Origin of the sequence: Pseudomonas sp. WPR_5_2 (assembly GCF_003634475.1) — a bacterium.
GTDB lineage: Bacteria > Pseudomonadota > Gammaproteobacteria > Pseudomonadales > Pseudomonadaceae > Aquipseudomonas > Aquipseudomonas izuensis.
In genome coordinates this window covers 1,589,005-1,606,216 of the sequence record NZ_RBLA01000001.1, presented here as the reverse complement: position 1 = coordinate 1,606,216, position 17,212 = coordinate 1,589,005, and the positions used below count along the sequence as shown (strand labels likewise).

14 protein-coding genes are annotated in these 17,212 nt (G+C 57.6%); 1 reads left to right on the top strand and 13 read right to left on the bottom strand.

The features are described 5' to 3' along the window. The 7 genes from BJ917_RS07100 to BJ917_RS07070 all read right to left on the bottom strand — a co-directional run bounded on the left by BJ917_RS07100 (position 1) and on the right by BJ917_RS07070 (position 10,673). Positions 1 to 2,646: a hypothetical protein gene (locus BJ917_RS07100; protein ID WP_121102809.1), complete on the bottom strand. Its 2,646-nt coding sequence runs from the start codon at positions 2,644 to 2,646 to the stop codon at positions 1 to 3. Positions 2,647 to 2,691: 45 nt separating this feature from the next. Further along, positions 2,692 to 3,276: a hypothetical protein gene (locus BJ917_RS07095; RefSeq protein ID WP_121102807.1), complete on the bottom strand. Its 585-nt coding sequence runs from the start codon at positions 3,274 to 3,276 to the stop codon at positions 2,692 to 2,694. Then, positions 3,273 to 3,779 carry a hypothetical protein gene (locus BJ917_RS07090; RefSeq protein WP_121102806.1) on the bottom strand — a complete coding sequence of 169 codons (507 nt, stop codon included), beginning with the start codon at positions 3,777 to 3,779 and terminating at the stop codon, positions 3,273 to 3,275. Before BJ917_RS07090 ends, BJ917_RS07095 begins: the two co-directional genes overlap by 4 nt. A gap of 68 nt (positions 3,780 to 3,847) precedes the next feature. After that, positions 3,848 to 6,100, bottom strand: a complete 2,253-nt coding sequence (locus tag BJ917_RS07085) for a dynamin family protein (RefSeq protein WP_121102804.1) — start codon at positions 6,098 to 6,100, stop codon at positions 3,848 to 3,850. Between the two features lie 10 nt (positions 6,101 to 6,110). Next, positions 6,111 to 8,420 (bottom strand): dynamin family protein, encoded by a 2,310-nt coding sequence (locus tag BJ917_RS07080; RefSeq protein WP_121102801.1) that lies wholly within the window; start codon positions 8,418 to 8,420, stop codon positions 6,111 to 6,113. A 605-nt stretch (positions 8,421 to 9,025) separates the two neighbouring features. After that, the gene (locus BJ917_RS07075; protein WP_121102799.1) at positions 9,026 to 9,751 is read right to left on the bottom strand and encodes a PIG-L family deacetylase; all 726 of its coding nucleotides are present in this window, start codon (positions 9,749 to 9,751) and stop codon (positions 9,026 to 9,028) included. Positions 9,752 to 9,926: 175 nt separating this feature from the next. Continuing rightward, complete coding sequence (locus BJ917_RS07070) at positions 9,927 to 10,673, bottom strand: metallophosphoesterase (protein ID WP_121102797.1); 747 nt, start codon at positions 10,671 to 10,673, stop codon at positions 9,927 to 9,929. Between the two features lie 436 nt (positions 10,674 to 11,109). Here BJ917_RS07070 and BJ917_RS07065 point away from each other — a divergent pair, with 436 nt between their 5' ends. Next, the gene (locus BJ917_RS07065) at positions 11,110 to 11,766 is read left to right on the top strand and encodes a serine protease (protein WP_121102795.1); all 657 of its coding nucleotides are present in this window, start codon (positions 11,110 to 11,112) and stop codon (positions 11,764 to 11,766) included. 105 nt (positions 11,767 to 11,871) lie between these two features. Here BJ917_RS07065 and BJ917_RS07060 read toward each other — a convergent pair whose 3' ends face one another. From BJ917_RS07060 to BJ917_RS07035, 6 genes are all read right to left on the bottom strand, one after another. Next, positions 11,872 to 12,780, bottom strand: coding sequence for a MurR/RpiR family transcriptional regulator (locus tag BJ917_RS07060; RefSeq protein WP_121102793.1), 909 nt, complete (start codon positions 12,778 to 12,780; stop codon positions 11,872 to 11,874). Between the two features lie 112 nt (positions 12,781 to 12,892). After that, a complete protein-coding gene (locus BJ917_RS07055; RefSeq protein ID WP_096512455.1) occupies positions 12,893 to 13,657 on the bottom strand; it encodes an ABC transporter ATP-binding protein in 765 nt (254 codons plus the stop codon). An 18-nt stretch (positions 13,658 to 13,675) separates the two neighbouring features. Then, positions 13,676 to 14,788: a succinylglutamate desuccinylase/aspartoacylase family protein gene (locus BJ917_RS07050; protein ID WP_121102791.1), complete on the bottom strand. Its 1,113-nt coding sequence runs from the start codon at positions 14,786 to 14,788 to the stop codon at positions 13,676 to 13,678. 8 nt (positions 14,789 to 14,796) lie between these two features. After that, the gene (locus BJ917_RS07045; protein WP_121102789.1) at positions 14,797 to 15,495 is read right to left on the bottom strand and encodes an ABC transporter permease; all 699 of its coding nucleotides are present in this window, start codon (positions 15,493 to 15,495) and stop codon (positions 14,797 to 14,799) included. A 13-nt stretch (positions 15,496 to 15,508) separates the two neighbouring features. Further along, positions 15,509 to 16,198: an ABC transporter permease gene (locus BJ917_RS07040; RefSeq protein ID WP_121102787.1), complete on the bottom strand. Its 690-nt coding sequence runs from the start codon at positions 16,196 to 16,198 to the stop codon at positions 15,509 to 15,511. 91 nt (positions 16,199 to 16,289) lie between these two features. Further along, positions 16,290 to 17,066, bottom strand: a complete 777-nt coding sequence (locus BJ917_RS07035; RefSeq protein ID WP_096512451.1) for an ABC transporter substrate-binding protein — start codon at positions 17,064 to 17,066, stop codon at positions 16,290 to 16,292. Between the last annotated feature and the right edge of the window lie 146 nt (positions 17,067 to 17,212).

The window sequence follows — 17,212 nt, the reverse complement described above, 5'->3', positions numbered from 1 at the left end:
TCACTTATCCAGATCCAGGAAAGAGCTGTTTTCGAACGCCTCGTCTTCGATGGCCTGATGCGATGCGGCTGTGCAGATTTCGATCACGGAAGGACCGACGATGCGAGCAAACACCCGTTGACCTTGAAGATGGCCAAACAAGTCCAGGCGTTTCTTGAACAAGCCAGGTTCGCCCTGTTTCAACGCACCGGTATGCGCCTGTGGCGACTGGGAGTGATAGAGGTTGAACACGCCCTCGCTCGGGGCGCCGAGTTCGTGCCACTTTTCATAGTCACTGCCTTGGGCAACGACGACCTGAAAGTGCCCCTGGCGTATACGACCCACATAGTGTGCAAAGGGCGCTTCGTCGCCGGATTGCTCTTGCGAACGGTTGATCACTTTGACCACACTGCCCGGGCACAGGCGCAATAGGCCCAGTGCGACACCGGTCTTGGCGGTCGGAGTGAACGGCGTTTGCTCGCAGGCGGGTAAAGGCTCATGGACGGTCAGCGACAGGCTTTGGTCGCGGAACAACTGATTGGCATAGCCGCAGACGCGTGTCTGTGATTCGCTGGCATACGTCTCGGCATGACGGCCTGCTTCAAGTGCCTTGAAGGTGTCCAGGACCCAGTGTGATCGACTGGCGTTACCGGCCAGTAATACCTGAACGTGACCGGGTTTCTGTTTGGCGAAGGCTTTTTCAAAAGCAGCCAGGAAATTGCACACACCCTGTTCGATGCGCTGTTCCAGATAGGCGTTGAGCTCATTGAGCGGAATGACGAGTTCGCAGGGCACATCATTCTGTCCGTCGCGGTTCAGCAGGTTCAGGGATTCGATGCCCGAAGCGCTTTCCAGTTCTCCGTTTTCCCACAATGGACGCAGCCGTGCCATCAGCATGATCGTATTGGTTGACGCTGCCTGGGTCTGTTCGAGAAACATTTCACTGCCGGCAAAGTCGTCGGCATCCAGCGGACGGGTGAAGGCGATGCGATGTTTACGGCAGGCATCGAGGTTGTGGCGGAACACCAGGTACGCCAGATTCTCCAGCAGGTTTTCGCCGCCGAGGAATTTGTCCCCGGCTGCGCCGAAGTGTTCGAAAACTTCTTCCTTGCCTTCGTCTTCTTCCTCGGGGGTTGGCAGACGGTAGTAGCCAAAATCGAAATCGGTTGTACCACCGCCAAAATCGAACACGGCGTAGGCAACGCCCTCGCGGGTAGGCGTGATGCCCAGGCAGGACATGACGCCGGCGGCATAAGCGGCAGGTTCTGAAGCGCGCTCTTCAACGGTAAATTTGTTGAAGATCGACTCCCCGACCAAAGAGGCGGGAAGACTACGCAGCAGGCCGCGCCGGAACGAGGCGAGGATCTTATCCTTGACCTCGCGTGGGTAACCGACGGGGAAGGTCATGTAGTACCGCAGGAACAGGCCACGACCGCGCCAATTGATGTTCAGGCCAAGAAACCAGGCATATAGCTCGATCGGATCAAACGGATCTTGCGGGGTTACGCTCATTGCCTGGCCACGCACCGGATTGCGCAGGGTCAGCGGTGCCAGTTCGTGCTCGACACCCTCAGGCTCCTGACGATCGCTCAACCGCACGCGCGGCGTCGTGCTCTCGCGCAAGGCCCAATGCTTGATTTTGGCCAGGGTGCTGGCCACGACGCGTGGATTGCCCTTGTTGTCTCGGAACGTCTGCAAGGCGGCGTGGGAACAGCGCACATGGTCCCAGGAGACGCCAGGGCGAAAGGTCTCGCTCTGCCAGGCTTCGAGCAAACCGGGGAAATTAATGAATTCAAGCAGGGTAGGGTTTTCATAGTGCTCGGGGCGCTCCTGCTCCCAGTAGCTGCCCACACCGACCCGCAATAGCTTGTGTTGGTCGTTGTCGTCGTAGGCCACCACGGTACTGCTGGTTCCAAAATCGATGGCTACATTGCAATCCTGCACATCCTGCGCAGGATTTCGAGCACGTACACCTTGCTCAGCCAGGAGCGATTCATCCATGCCCCAGAACTCCCACAATCCCTTGTTGGGGTCGGTGAACTGGGTTGCTTCCAGCTTGGGCAAGCCAGTGGAGATGAAATCAATATCTTGATACGCCGCCTGAAGATCAGGTCTTTCGTGCAGCATACTGAGGTCCAACGGTTTTTCCTGGTCTGTGCAGTCGCGAATTTGCCAGCCTCGCTGAAGCGCGATGCTGATGACCTCGACTTTACTTTTTCCTGCCAGAGTGTCATTGCAAACCAACAGACAACCCTCACGGGATGAACCAGGGCTGCAATTATCAAGGTCGATAATGCCGTCCCGGGTAAGCCAGTCGGCTTTTTCCAGCAAACGGTGGTTGGCGCCCTTGTGTAAAGGGTTTGCAGCAATCTTGGCAAATGACGTGATTTCCTGTCTGGCAGGCAGGCGCCAATCCGATAATCCGCCGACTTTCGAATTGGCTGCCTTGCCTTGGCCAGTAGCAACGTCCAGCGTGGCCTTGGTATCTGGCGCGGCATCCCACAGCCGCCCGCTCCTGCACTCATAGATCATGCTCTTGTGGCTGGAGGCACTGTCCTGGACCCACCAGAACGGATGTTTGGCCAAAGTTTCAGCAATGATTTGGGTGAGCGTTGTGATGTATCGTTTGTACAGAGAGTCGGGGATGATCTTTTCGAGGGTGCCCATTCCAGGTGTCCTTAGTCTTCAAAATAGCGGTATTGGCTGAGCTGCTCAGGTGCAGACCAGTGGCTTGCGCTGTAACTGTCCGGCGGCATTACGCAGTCCGGGCAGCCATTGCTCGCTCACTGCGTCGCCGAGCAGCGTGCCGCGTTCGTGGGACAGAGGGTCGAAGGATGTGCCGGTTTGCACGGTTTGCAGACTGGCCTGATGCTCCTGCCAGACCAGGTTGTGCAGCTCCAGGCTACGGCTCAGGATTTTCTGCTCTGACGATGACGCGCCACGTTGTTCGTTCTTGCAGCGTGCGGCCAGTCGATCCCAAAGCAGCAGCAGCCGATCCCACTGCGAGGCTGTGGCGATCAGTCGTACCAACTGGCGCTCGACAGGTTCGTCAACGCTCAGCCAGGCGTTCTTGAGGGCTGGGTCCGTATTGATCCAGTCGAGCAGTTCGCGCTCCGGGCCGAATGACTGATGCTCAATGACAGCCGCAGGCTCCCGAGTGTCAGGCGATGGTGGCAGGGCGAAGAGTTGGCGGACCGCCTGTTGCACCTGATCGTCAGATTCCAGCAGGGCCAACAGGGTTGAGCGGACATTGCCTTGCAGCAGGGGAGGTGCGGGTAGTGATTGATCTTCGTTCACACAGAGGTCTCCAGAAACGACTGCATGGAACGGCGAACTGTCAGTTGGTAGGGCATTTGGTGACAGAACGCTATGACGCTGGCCCGGGCTTCCTCAGTCAGTTGCAAGAACCTCTGCTTCATGGAAGTGACCAATGCCCCGTCCGGTTCATGGTAAGGCGATGGAATCATCGGAACTTGGGTGCTGCCGGCAAGCATGGCCAGCTCGTCAGGTCGCACAGTGTTCCAGAAGTTGTGATAGATGATGGGCAAGTAAAGCGTCAGCAAGTCCATGCTCGCGGTGGTCCTTTTCTTCACTTGTTCGCGTAGATGCTTGTTTTCCCGACGCAACTGATGCAGCTCGTTGAGTCCGATGCGCTGTTCCAGGGCCTGGGTGCGTTCGGCCAGCAAATCGAGGTAACGTAATACCACCGCCGTTTCGGTAAACGATCCGAGAAAACGCTCCAGCTGCTCGGATGGGGTGGCGTCAAGGGCTTGCTTGGCTGATGGATTTGCAGAGGTCATACAGAGTTGTTCTCGGGCGTATTCGCAAAGCGCCCGCTTCGCCGTTCATGGGAAGCGGGCTGGCCGATTCAGTGCAGTGTTTCCAGGGTGTGTTCCAGTGCTCGCGCATGCTCGCGCAAACGAACCAGTGCGGCCTGTTTATCCTGAGCGCTGGCCTGGGACTGGACAGTGAGCAGGTCAATGTCTTGCAGGCGCTCGTTGAGCAGCGCCTCGACGCGATCCTCCCAATAGCTTCGAACCCGGTTGTGCAGAAGCTCATCCATGGCCGAGGCCTGTCGGTCGAAATTTTGCAGCCACTGCGTCCGGGCTTTTTCGGAACTGCGGCGCAGTTGTTTGAGGCGTTCCTGCTGCAACTGTTGCAGGGCTTCCCGATGCTTTTGTTCGGCTTGTAGCTTGAGTCGCTCCAGCTCGCTCTGCAGCCGCGCCTGTTCTTTCTGGCTCTGTTCCAGCGCCCAGCCGGTCAACTGGCGTTCGTTGGCGATGTCCTCATTGCGGGCCAAGGCTCGGCGCAGCGTCTGACGTTGCTGTTCCAGTTCGGCGATTGCCGCTTCGCGCTCGGCCATGGCCTGCGTGTCGACCACCTGAACCTCGGTGGGGCCACCCAAGGCGTGGCCAACGCGTTCGCCCCAGTAGCTCAGCGACAGCATTTCCAGCCCGCCGAGCTTATCCATGATCGGTTGCGGGACGCCCTTGATCGTGGCATTGCCTTGCTGGGCACCTTTGACGACCTTCACGGTGGTACTGATGGTCTTGGCCAGTTTCCCGGTGTTGACCGCAATCTTGGCGACCTTGGCCCCTTTACCGATCAGCGCCGCAATCTTCGCTCCGGCGGCTGCCGGGTTGACGAACATCAGGCCAATGTCCGCAACTTCGCCCACCAGCCGTCCAATGAAGGCGCCATTGGCATTGCCCGTTTGCTGCAGGGTCATTGGCAGTGGTTGGGTAGCCAGGGTTTCTTGCTGACAGGTCAGCGCCTGCAGGCTCTGTTCATGCTCGTCCATGTCCTGGACCTGCAACGATGCCTGCTTCTGGCTGATCGCCTGCTGGGCGTCCTGTTGCTCGTTCAACGCCTGTTGCAATTGAGTCAGGCGGCCAATATCGATGAAGTCTTCGGCAGAGACTGTCTCCGGGGCGGGCAGACGCAAATTGAGCTCCACGACATCTGTCGCCGGCAGTTCGAGGGTGCCGTAGTTCTGCGAGAGCTCGCAGAATAGGCTGGCGATATTTCGGAGGGTGGCATCCAGTTGCTGGCTACCTTGCCGGCCGAAGCGCTCCCAGTCGGTTTCTTCAACCAGGCTCCCGGCCTGGTCATCGAGTTGCTGCGCAAGATTCTGGCGCTGTTGGCGCACGCTGACGCCGGCTTGCTGGCTGAGACGGGCACGATCGGCCTGCTGTTCGCCATACAGGCTGGACTTGAATTCGGCCAGTCGCTGTTTTCGCTCGATCAACTCTTGATGCAGGGCTTGTGCCTGCTGTTCCGAGTCGACCTCACAGGCGCGTTGCTGTTCGGCATTGTGCCCGAGGGCATTCTGCAGGAGCGGGCGCAGCTCTGCCTGAAAACGACGCAAGCGGATGCTCTGCAGATCGTCGCGCGCACGTTGCACGAACTCCAAAATTTCTTCGCGCCCCAGGCCTTCGCGATGGCTGGCGGCCAATCGCACTCGCAAGCCGGTGGCGCTTTCGATCTGCCGGGTCCATTGCTCGAACGAAGGCGCTTTTTCTCCCCGCGCAATCGCCTCTTCGACTTCGTCCCAGTGGGTGACGAGTACTTTCACACGCTTACCGGACTGCTGAACGATTTTCAGCGTGTCCATGTCGGCGGCAGAGGGGCCGCGGGGGCTCAACAGATAGAGCACCGCGTCGGCCTGGCGAACCTGGGACAAGGTGTATTCGCGATGGCTGGCGGATGTACTACCCAGCCCTGGCAGGTCGATGATAGACACGCCCTTGAGCCAGGGCTGAGGCAGGCCCAGCACGGCGCACGCGGCACCTTCGGGCGCATGGGTGGTGACGTGGGCAAATTGCCCCCCATCCAGTGGCAGTTGACTACCGTCCAGACCGATCAAGGACATTCCCCGTTCGGGGGCATATTCAATGAAGGTGGGCAGGGCGGTGGTCTCTTCGAGCGCAGTTTGCAGCAGCGGCTCCTGCAGCAGCATGTTTAGCAGGCTGCTTTTACCGACGGAAAAACTCCCCAGCAGGACCAGGCGTAAGGGGGAATCGGCGTGCAGGACTTCAGCGGCCAGGGCTTCGACCGGCTCGTGCCAGTCGGTCGGCAGGCTGGACAGCAGTTCACTCAGGAATGCATTGGGCTGTGACATGGTCGCTCCTTCAGGCCTTCAACGCGTTTTGGGTGATGGTCATCAGATCGTCGACATCTTTACTGGCCTGTTCCAGGCGTGTCCTGCGCTGGGCAACATCCAGCTTGCCCTGTTCGAGCAGCGAATGGATTTCCCGGCGCTTCTCCAGCTTGGCGTTCAGCGGTTCGAGGTATTGCTCTTTCACGCAGTCATGCAAAGCCTGCAATTGATCGGCGAAGACTTTGTGGATGGCATCCTTCACATGATTCTCCAGGTGGCGAATGCGCTGCTCCAGCTGGCCTGCGGTATTCTTGATCAGGCGCTGAGTGGTTTCCTTGATCAACTGGCCCTCGGCGGCTTCGGACTGTTGTTCGAACTGCGCCTTCTTTTTCTCGAACGTGGCCACTTCGCGCTCATACTTCTTCTGCGCTTTTTCCAGAGACATGCGCAGGCCTGTCTTGCGTTCTTCCTCGGCGGCGATCTGCTCCAGACGCTGTTCCTTGTCCGCTAGCGCGGCCATCAGCTTGTCCCGCTCCTCCTTCCAGGCCTGCACGTTGCTGTGATCGGTGTAAGGCACGTCGCCATAGGTATCGTCGCTGTACATGCCCCCTTTTTTCACCACTTTGCGTTGCGAAGACATTTTCGGGCTGGGCTGCCCACCCAGGTTGTCGTGCATGCGCTCGACACGGGACAGGGCCTGGCGCGCCATTTCCAGTTGAGCGCCGTTGGCCATGTATTTCGACATGTCGCTTTCGATGCTATCGATCTGCTCATGACGGGCAGCGATTTCCTGCTCCAGGGCCATGGCTTGCTGGTGGTGCTGTTCTATCGCGCTGAAGTCGAGCATGAATTGAGTGTCGAGCGATGGCATCTGCACATCCATCTTGCTCATCTCACTCCTGATTCGGCCCGCATGCTTTTCCATCTGCTTGCTGTAATCGACACTCAGCCCGTCCAGCGCTTTGGCCAACTCCTGTTTCTGCCGATTCCAGACATCGCCGACCTGTACGGAGATAGTTTGGAACTGCTCGTGCAGATCGTCTGGCAGGGTCACGGTCTTGACCCGTTTCTTGATTTGGCGCTCTACATATCCGGCATCGACCTGGTTCTCGATATCGGCTTTGAGCTCGATCAGCGGGCTGATCAATTCGCGCTGGATCTTTTCCACCAGCGCCCGGGCCGCGCGCTCATGTTCTTCGCGCGAATCCCGTGCGACGGCATCGGCTTCCTGCTCGAGCAGCTGGGTTTCCAGGTCGAATTGGGCAAGTTCACGAGCCCGCTCCTCAAGGGTCTTGTCCGATTCCAGTTGTTGCAGTTCGTCCTGCAGCGTCTCGGCCAGTTGTTGCTGGATGTGGGACATCTGTTGCATCGGCTTGCTGTAGATCTGTTCCAGCGCTTCACCGCTGGAAAACATTTGCGCGATACGCAACGACAACTCTTCAATCCCCGACTGTGACTGCTTTGCCGGATCGCTATCCATGGCCCAGTGGGCGCTGACCGGAATCAGATGGTTCCTGTCGGTCAGCAGTTTGAACTCATCGTCATCCTGCAGGTGTCGGCGGAAGTTCTGCCGCACAACGTCCAGCTTGTCCTGAATGCGCTGATCCAGGGGCACGCGGCGCTCACGAGCATCGTCAGGTGCCAGGACCTTGTCCCACCAGCCAATGACCGTGACGAATTTGCGAAAGTTGTTGCGCAGGGTTTCTGTGAGGAACTCCCATTCCGTTGCTGCACCACCGAGTTGGGTGGTGTTTTGCACCCACAGGGCGATGTGGGCTTCGGCAATGGCTTTGCGGGTGATTGCCTCGTGGTGCTTGATTACGGTTTCCAGGCCGGGGGTGTCAACCAGGACCAGGCCCCTTTCGAGCAAGGGGTGATCCATGAACGCTTCGATGTAGTCGAGCGTCTGCCGGACATCGGCATGGCTTTCATCCAGCTCGGTGCCCCAGCGTTCGAGTGCCAGATCGTCATTCCAGGGTACCTCTTGCACCGGTCTTCCGTCCTGGAAGTGGATACGAATGAATCGCTCGGTGCGATCGGCAGGCAGCATGCGTACAAAGGTGTTAATGGCGGTGGTGGCTTGCAGGGCGGTCGGTAGCAACTCGATGCCCAGCAGTGCGTTCACCAGGCTTGACTTGCCACGGGAAAATTCGCCCAGTACCACCAGGCGCACGGCATCTGCATTGAGTGCATCGAGCAATTCGCTGAAGCGGGCATGGGAGGTGCGAAGCCTAGCACTCCCGAACTCATCGAACAGGCTCCGGGTGCGGCTGAGGAACTCCTTGGCCGCATTGATCTTCTGCTGACGCTGTTCGAGGCCTTGAGTCAGTATATTGGTCATTGATTAGTATCTTTCTCGGGTTGTCTGACGGCCTGACGCGTGCCGATAGGTAAGAGGAGGATTCAACGAGTGGGTCGTGCTGCAATTGCCAAAAAATCAGCATTAGCACGTGTTTATCCTGGCTTGTAGGCGGACATTCGTCAGATCACCGCAGACGATGTCGATAGCGGATTCGGTGTGTACCGATGCTTGGAAAATTGATTGGATTTGAGCAGCATGACTGTGTCTCCTGACAAAAAGATGTTCCTTAACTGAGAGCGATCTCACAAAACCGGGGTACGTCCGAACTGCTGATTTGGTCAAACCTGGAGTTTGAGATTGACAGGCTTGCGCGACAGGTTGTGTCGTCATGCATAGGCAAAGCACTTCGGACTGACAATCTCCTGATGACGCGCGTGAAATGTGCATCCTGGCAGCACATAGCTGTTACTCGTTGGGAGGTGTCATCGATCCAGGTCATCAATTTATGGCTTTTTGACATCAATTGTCTATGGCAGCCTAGCCTGAATGGAACGACGTTTGCTCAGCCGAGTTGAGTACAAGAACAGGCGCCAGACAAAATTAATGACGGGAATCGTGTCGATGACGAATCGATTCAGACCCGTTCACCGCTGCAACGGCTGCTCATAATCGAGCTGCCAATAGCGTTCAGGAGAGCCCATATCGGCGCGTTTGGCGGTTCCGAATAGTGGAAGTTGACTCTGATAGGCGCCTACGGCGTAGGCTTTCTTTATTATGCTTGAAGTGGGAAATTTAACTGCCCTCATTGTCAGTCCAGCCTGCTTCCAGGCTGCGAGCCGAGTAATGACCAGACCCGGAAACTGCCGATAGGTAGCCTCCTCATAGACGAACCAATTCATTGGGTGGTCAGGTACTCCATCCTCTGTGCATTGTTGTGCAAGACGCAACGCTTCGCGCACCGCCAGGCAAGCGTTGCTTGTCAGCAGATGGTCGGGGTGGCGAAGTCCCATAGGCATGAGAACGGTCCCACCCCTTTGCTCGATGATTGTTTTTAACGCAGGTACCAGGTCGGTCGTTTGATAACTGCGACCGTATTGGCTATCCCAGAAGCTGAGCCACTGGTTTCTCGCACCCAGTCTGCGCATCGACTCCGTATCTTCATCACGTCGCGCAAGCACCGCCTGATACCCACTACTAAAGCCTGTTGCCATATCCCAAGCCGGGGCTGCTATGTCAGGATCAGGCACGCCAGCGAATACTGTAATGACAAGAGCGTCTCGACTCTCAGCCAAAAGGCAACCGCAACTAAAGACAGCATCATCTAAATGTGGGGAAATTACGGTAAGTCGTTTGGGGATTGGCAAAAGCATTTGATTTCCACTTCCCGACTGCAGATGTGTAAGCGCTTGTCACTTCATCAATTCAGGGAAACCGGTGCCTCTCCTCAGTTATAGCCAAGCTTGAATATCGGGCGCACAAGGAGTTGCCGAAATCGCTTCGGCTTCAGGAAAAACATTGTATTTAAAAGTGAGTATTATTTGCGATTCAGCGCTCGCCGCAACCGAGCGCGGGGTCGATTGGCGGCAAGCATTGCAGCGTGGCCAGCTCCAACAGCGTGAAGTGGCCATTCATCCAGCCGGCGGTATCTATGTGGTAGACATTCCCGAGTACAGCCGGCTGCCAGAGTGGCGTATGGCCCACGATCACGGCCCGCACGCCATCGACACCGGCGTGGTTTTCGTCGGTCAGACGCTTGCGTGACCACTGAAGGATGGCGGCAATGTGCTCGGCCTCCCTTGCCGATCCGGAAAGCGCAGTAATCATTTCTCCCCAGCTGGCGCACGGAACGTCGGCGTGCACGATGCCGATCAGGCCCTGGGCGGTCTCGATTTCGATCACCAGGGGCAAGTCCTGAAGGATACTGGCGTACCCGTCTTGCTCATTGCTGGATAACCCGTAGAACCACGCGCCACCATTGATGAAGTGCATGCTGCATTGATTGCTCAAGCGGCCGGCGGCGTGCGAATCAATAGCCATTTGCTCATGGTTGCCACGCACTGCATGGAACCAGGGCTTGCGCAGGAGCCATTCATCGACATCCAGTGACTCGGGCCCACGATCAATCAGATCACCGACGCTGAACAGGCGGTCAACGGCAGTATCGAATCCGGCCGCATCCAGCGCAGCCTGTAGCCGGGTGAAGTGGCCATGAATGTCCCCGACCGCGAAATCCCGGCCAACCGTGTTTGCGGCGAAATGCTTCACGCGCGACAGCTCGGTAGTTTCGAACATTGGATGCTCCGACGCGACAGAAGACGGCCAGGTTATCGCGTTGGCGATGAATGACTCGACATCAGTGGCCCATCGCCAAGCGTTCCTTTAAATTCTGGCATAGCTTTGCAGCGCCCGCTGTTAACCGACGAGAACGCTGTCCTTTCTTTTAAACATACCAACTAAAATCGCCCGTCATTAACCAAGACGATCATAGGCTCTTCTGGTATTTATCCTTTGGGTTAACATATTTCTGACGTCAAATATTTGCACTAATAAAGTTGATCGAAAAGCGATTGGTCTTAGTGCAATTCATTCATACGCCGTGCTGAAACTTCAACCATAAGTATCACAGCGTCCAACTAGAACAAGAGGCGAGGAGTATTGCGACCCGACAAAAGACAAAATTCTGACAACAAAAAACAGTCACATTCTTCCTATAAGTCGGTGATACATCATGATCAAGATCATGGCCTGCTTTTTAATAGGAGTTGTCACTGCAGGATGCAACGGCATCGTAAAACCCGATCTTTCGGGTGTTACTAATGATTCATACTTTTTAGTCTTCTCCGGCTTTCCGTTGCCGTATCTATACATGGCCTCGGCCGTGCAATGGAACGATGACTACGCCGTCACCACCCGCCATACGCCATTCATCCCCGATGTAAAATACAGCTGCAGCACCCACTGCGATCTTGTCTTCATCAAGCATAAAGCCAACGGCCACTACCCTTCGTGGCGCGCACCGCGTGTGGGCGAGAGCATAACGGCCGTGGGGGGAAGTCCCTACCTCGTGACCACTACCGGGAAAGGCAAGGTGTATCAGACGCCTTTCGTCAATGCCGATGAGCACAGCGGTGATCTCTACGCCATCCATGATGCCCCGCTGGTCAAGGGGATGTCGGGTGGGCCGGTCATCGCCAATGACGGCAGTGTCGTCGGCATCAATATCGGTTTCTACTCCACCACATTAAACGATGTGAGTACCAACTCCGGGGTCAAGGGTGCTGAGAGGATCAGCATCTTTATCCCTTACTCGATCATTCAGCGGGAGTGGGGGATGTTGCAGGCAAATCTTAATAATCCGCACGGACCGAAGTATGCCGCGAAGTAACCCTGTAGGAGCCGGCTTGCCGGCGAAGGCGACAGCCCGGCCAACAATCGGATGCCTGATCCACCGCGATCGCCAGCAAGCCGGCTCCCGCAGGTATATGAACCATCACTTCTTCGTCGATTTACCACTCGAGGGAATATGCAAGTAAGACATCACACTTTCGGTCAGCTCAGTTGCAAGTTTGACGGCTTCTTTATTGCGCGCCATCACACCCGCCACCAACCCTTCGATCAATGCGAGCACGGCAATGTTGGAACTGGTCATGACCGGATGATCGGCGGGGGCAAACAGCACGTGTTCGGCAATGCCGGTGAGAGGCGATGCGGGTGAGTCGGTGATTGCCAGCACCGAGGCGCCGCGCTCATTGGCAAAACGTGCGAGTTGCAGGGTGTCGAGGGAATAGCGTGGCAGGGAAATCGCCAGCAATACGTCCTGATCGGTGATGGCGGCCAGACGGTAAGCGGCGTTTTCGTTGCCGCCCTCCATGCTGATGGCCGTGGCGTCCGCACAGAACGGCATCAGGGTCGAGGCGGCGAGGCCGGCGAAGTAGACACTGTTGCCAAAGCCCAGGATGTAGATTTTGCGAGCGTTGATCAGGCGGGTGACAAATGCTTCGAAGGTGTCTGCATGGTTGTTCGTCGCCGCGGTGGCGAGGTTGCTGGTGGCGCTCTGAATTTGCTCATGCAGGCCAAATGCGCCGCCAGGGCGATGCGCAAGTTCGTTGCGCAGTTTGTCCACCGGCGACACCATCTGTTGCAACGTCGCGACCAGTTCGGCCTTCATGCCGGTGTAGCCACCCAGGTTCAGCGCCTTGGCCAAACGATTCACCGCTGCTGGCGAGGTGGATGTTTCATGAGCCATTTCTTCGATAGTCAGCGTCGCGGCCCTGAGCGGGTGACGCAGGATAAAATCCGCCACCTTGCGCAGTGAAGGCGGTAAATCGGGAACGATTTCCGCGAGTTTGCGCATCACTGGCGCGGCATAGACCGTGGTGTCTTTCGAAGGGCTCGGCATATCCGGTTCAACACTTCCTGAGGGTTGGAAAAGGGGCAGGGGGCGAACGCATAACCTGTGGGAGCGTGCGGGCGGCGTTCCCACAGGGTTTTGCGTTGGCTGGAGTGTAAGGTTATTTCAAGCTGCCGGACAGAAACTGCTGGAGGCGTTCTGACTGCGGATTGACCAGCACTTCGCGCGGATCGCCACGCTCTTCGACCTGGCCTTTATGCAGGAACACCAACTGATTCGACACTTCCCGTGCAAAACCCATTTCGTGGGTTACGACCACCATGGTGCGTCCTTCGAGTGCCAGGTCCTGCATGACTTTAAGTACTTCGCCGACCAGCTCGGGGTCGAGTGCCGACGTCGGTTCATCGAACAACATCACTTCAGGCTCCATGGCCAGTGCACGGGCAATGGCCACCCGCTGTTGTTCACCCCCCGACATATGCGCCGGCCAGGCATCCTTGCGGTGCGCCACGCCGACTTTGTTCAGATAGTGTTCGGCTTTTTCCCGCGCCTCTTTTTTGCTGATGCCCAGGACATGCACCGGTGCTTCCATGACGTTTTCAAGGGCACTCATGTGCGACCAGAGGTTGAAGTGCTGAAACACCATCGATAATCGCGAACGCATGCGTTGCAGCTGTTTGGGTTCGGCGGCCTTGAGCCCGCCGAGCTTGTTGGTCACCAGTTTGAGCTGTTCGCCATTGAGCACGATATTGCCTGCATTGGGCTGCTCCAGCAGGTTGATGCAGCGCAGAAAGGTGCTTTTGCCTGAACCGCTGGAGCCGATGATGCTGATGACGTCACCGGCTTTCGCCTCCAGGGACACGCCCTTGAGCACTTCGTGGGTGCCGTAGCTTTTATGAAGGTCCTGAATTTCAAGTTTGTACATGGTTTCAACTCTCTGGAATCAGTCGCTGAGCAAGCGGCCTTGGCGAATGGGGGTACTGCCGGCCACTTTGGCCAGCCACAAACCGGGCTGGGCAAAGCGCAGGCGTTCGCGGGCATAAAGGATGCCGTCGGTGCTGGCGTGCACCACGCTGTGCTGATCGGTCAGCGGATCAATCACTTCGAACAGCGGATCGCCGACCTTGACGCGGGCGCCCAACGGTTGCAGATAACTCACCACCCCCGGGTGCGGTGCATAGGCGTACTGGGCGCCGGCGAACGGTGTCGCTTCACAACGACTGGGTGGCGCGGCGGGCCAGTCACCGCTGATCAGGCCTTGCTCGGCGAGATAGCCGAGAATGGCCTGCGCACTGTCGACGCATTGCTCGCGTTCGGTGTCAGCCATACCGCGCAATTCGATCGTGGTGGCGACGCATGCCAGCGGAATATTGGCTTCAGGAAAGCGATCGGCCAGGTGTTGCCAGGGAATCGCACAGGCTTCATCGAAAGCGCTGCCACCCGCGGCCTCGGCCAGCAGGGCAACGCCAGCGCCGAGACGGGCGGCCAATGACTGCAAGCGTGACCAGTTTTGCGGCATCGCATACAGCAGCATGATCGACTCGAAGTCGCAGTGCAGGTCCAGCACCACATCGGCATCACAGGCATGCTGCATCAACAGGCGCCGCAGGCCATCGAGTTCCGATGTCGGCGGTGACAGGTTTGCGAGGGCGTCGCTCATGGCGCGGCGAATCAGCGCGATATTGGTGTCGGCATCGTCTCCCAGGCGACCTTCCAGCAATGGCACCACGGCTTCGGTGAGCTCCGGAAAATCGCGGTTGAAATTCTTCCCGCTGGAGAACTCGAAACGACCTTGATGCGTGGCCTGAAACATCTGTGCGATACCGATCGGATTGGCCATCGGCACCAACTCGATCACACCCGTCAGGCGACCTTGTTCTTCCAGCGCTTGCAAGTGCCGCTTGAGCTCGGCGGCGACGCGCATCCCCGGTAGCTCGTCGGCATGCAGTGAGGCCTGGATGTAGGCCTTGCGCGGCCCGCTGCCAAAACGAAACACGGTCAGCTTTCGTTCCGTGCCCGAGGCACTCCACGGCAAGAGATATTGAATGTGCTTCATAAAGCTCCTTAGTGCTTGCGCGGTGCCAGATAGGCCAGCCAGCGGCGCTCGGCCAGCTTGAACAGGCGAACCAGGATGAAGGTCAGGGCCAGGTAGATAAGGCCGGCGGTGATGAACGCCTCGAAGGGCAGATAGAACCGCGAACTGACCGTTCGCGCGGCCCCGGTGATATCAATCAGCGTGACGATCGACGCCAGGCTGGTGGTCTGCAGCATCATCAGCACTTCGTTGCTGTACTGCGGCAGCGCCCGGCGCAAGGCTGACGGCAGGAGAATGCGGCGATACAAGGTCAAGCGCGACATGCCCATGGCTTTGGCGGCTTCGATTTCGCCGTGGGCCGTGGATTTCAAACTGCCGGCCAGGAGTTCCGCGCTGTAAGCACTGGTGTTGATCGCGAAAGCCAGGCAGGCACAAAAGGTGGCACTGGACAGGTAAGGCCAGAGCGCGCTTTGGCGCACCGCTTCGAATTGCGCCAACCCGTAATAGATCAGGAACAATTGCACCAGCATCGGCGTGCCGCGAATCACGTAGGTGTAGAGCCAGGCCGGGAAGTTGATCAGCTGCGACCGGGATACCCGCATCAACGCCAGTGGAATCGCCAGCACCAGGCCAGCCGCCAGAGAAATCAGCAGCACTTTCAGGGTCACCAGGGCGCCACTGAAATACAGCGGCAGGTTTTCCCAGATCAGGTTGTAGTCGAGAATCATGGGGGGCTCCCGGTTACAGTTCGGCGGCTTTGACGCCGACCGAGTAGTGTTTTTCCAGATAGCGCAGGACCAGCAATGACACGCTGGTCAGCATCAGGTAGAGCGCGGCGACCGCGAGGAAAAACGTGAACGGTTCATGGGTGGCGTCCGCTGCGTTCTTGGCTTTGAACATCATGTCCTGCAAGCCGATCACCGAGATCAGCGCGGTGGATTTGGTCAGCACCAACCAGTTGTTGGTGAACCCGGGAATGGCGAAACGGATCATCTGCGGCACCAGAATCCGCCAGAACACCTGGGCGCCACTCATGCCATAAGCCGCGCCGGCCTCGCCCTGACCTTTAGGGATCGCCATGAAGGCGCCACGAAAGGTTTCCGAGAGGTAGGCACCAAAAATGAAGCCCATGGTGCAGACGCCGGCGATAAAGGGATTGATGTCGAAGTAGCGGGTGTAACCTAGGGCCAGGGCGATGCGGTTCACCAGGTCCTGGCCGCCGTAGAAGATCAGCAGGATCAACACCAGGTCAGGAATACCGCGAATCAGGGTGGTATAACCTTCGCCCAGCAGCGCCAGCCATTTGAACGGTGACAGACGAAAGGCGGCGCCGATCAGGCCCAGGGCAATCGCCATGGCCATGGAGATCAGGGCCAGGTTAATGGTCAGCCAGGCGCCATCGAGAATGCTCGATCCGTAGCCGTGTAGCATGATGAAGTTCCTCAGGCGAGCGCCGGGAGGCGCGCGAGACAAGCCGTAAATGACGCCCGCCAGTGCCGGCGCCAGGGTTTCGGGTAAAGGCTTATTCGCCGTAGATATCGAAGGCGAAGTACTTGGCCATCACTTGCTGGTACTTGCCATTGGCGCGGATGGCGTCGATTGCGGCACTCAGGCGCGCAACGTTCGCACTGTCGCCTTTGCGCACCGCGATCCCGGCGCCTCTGCCGAAGTATTTCGGGTCGTTGATGTCCGGCCCTGTCAGGGCGAACCCTTTGCCCAAAGGTGTTTTGATAAAACTCTCATCGGTGTTGACGATGTCGGCGAGCGTGGCATCCAGGCGACCTGATGCCAGATCGAGGAAGGCTTCATTTTGCGAGCCGTAGCGCACTACCTCGACGCCGGCTTTTTCAAGCTGTTCGGTGGCGAAACGGTCGTAGGTCGAGGAACGTTGCACGCCGAGTTTCTTGCCTTTGAGATCGACCTGCGGATCGGTGATCGCGTTGCCGGCCTTCATCGCGAACTTGCCCGGCGTGTGGTAGTACTTTTTGCTGAAGTCGACTGACTTCATCCGGTCTTCAGTGATCGACATCGACGACAGCACAGCATCGATCTTGCGCACTTTCAGCGACGGGATCATGCCGTCGAACTCCTGGATGACCCACTCGCATTTGACCTTCATCTCCTCGCACAGCGCGTTGCCGATGTCGTAGTCGAAACCACTGACGTTGCCCTCTGGCGTCTTGAAGGAGAAGGGCGGGTAGGCGGCTTCGATACCGATACGCAGGCTGTCTTCGTCGGCATGTGCCAGAAAGCTTGCGGCGCACAGTGCCAGAGCACCTAGAAGTTCTGTCTTGTTCATATTGTTGACTCCTTGGAGGGGGCGTTTGGATGACGCGGGAATCTGCCGTCCGATCCGCGGAGGTGGATCGGTCCGGGAGATTCCTGGGGATATAAATGACATATAATTTTTCACAAATCAATATTGTGAAAATAAACGTGTCAGTT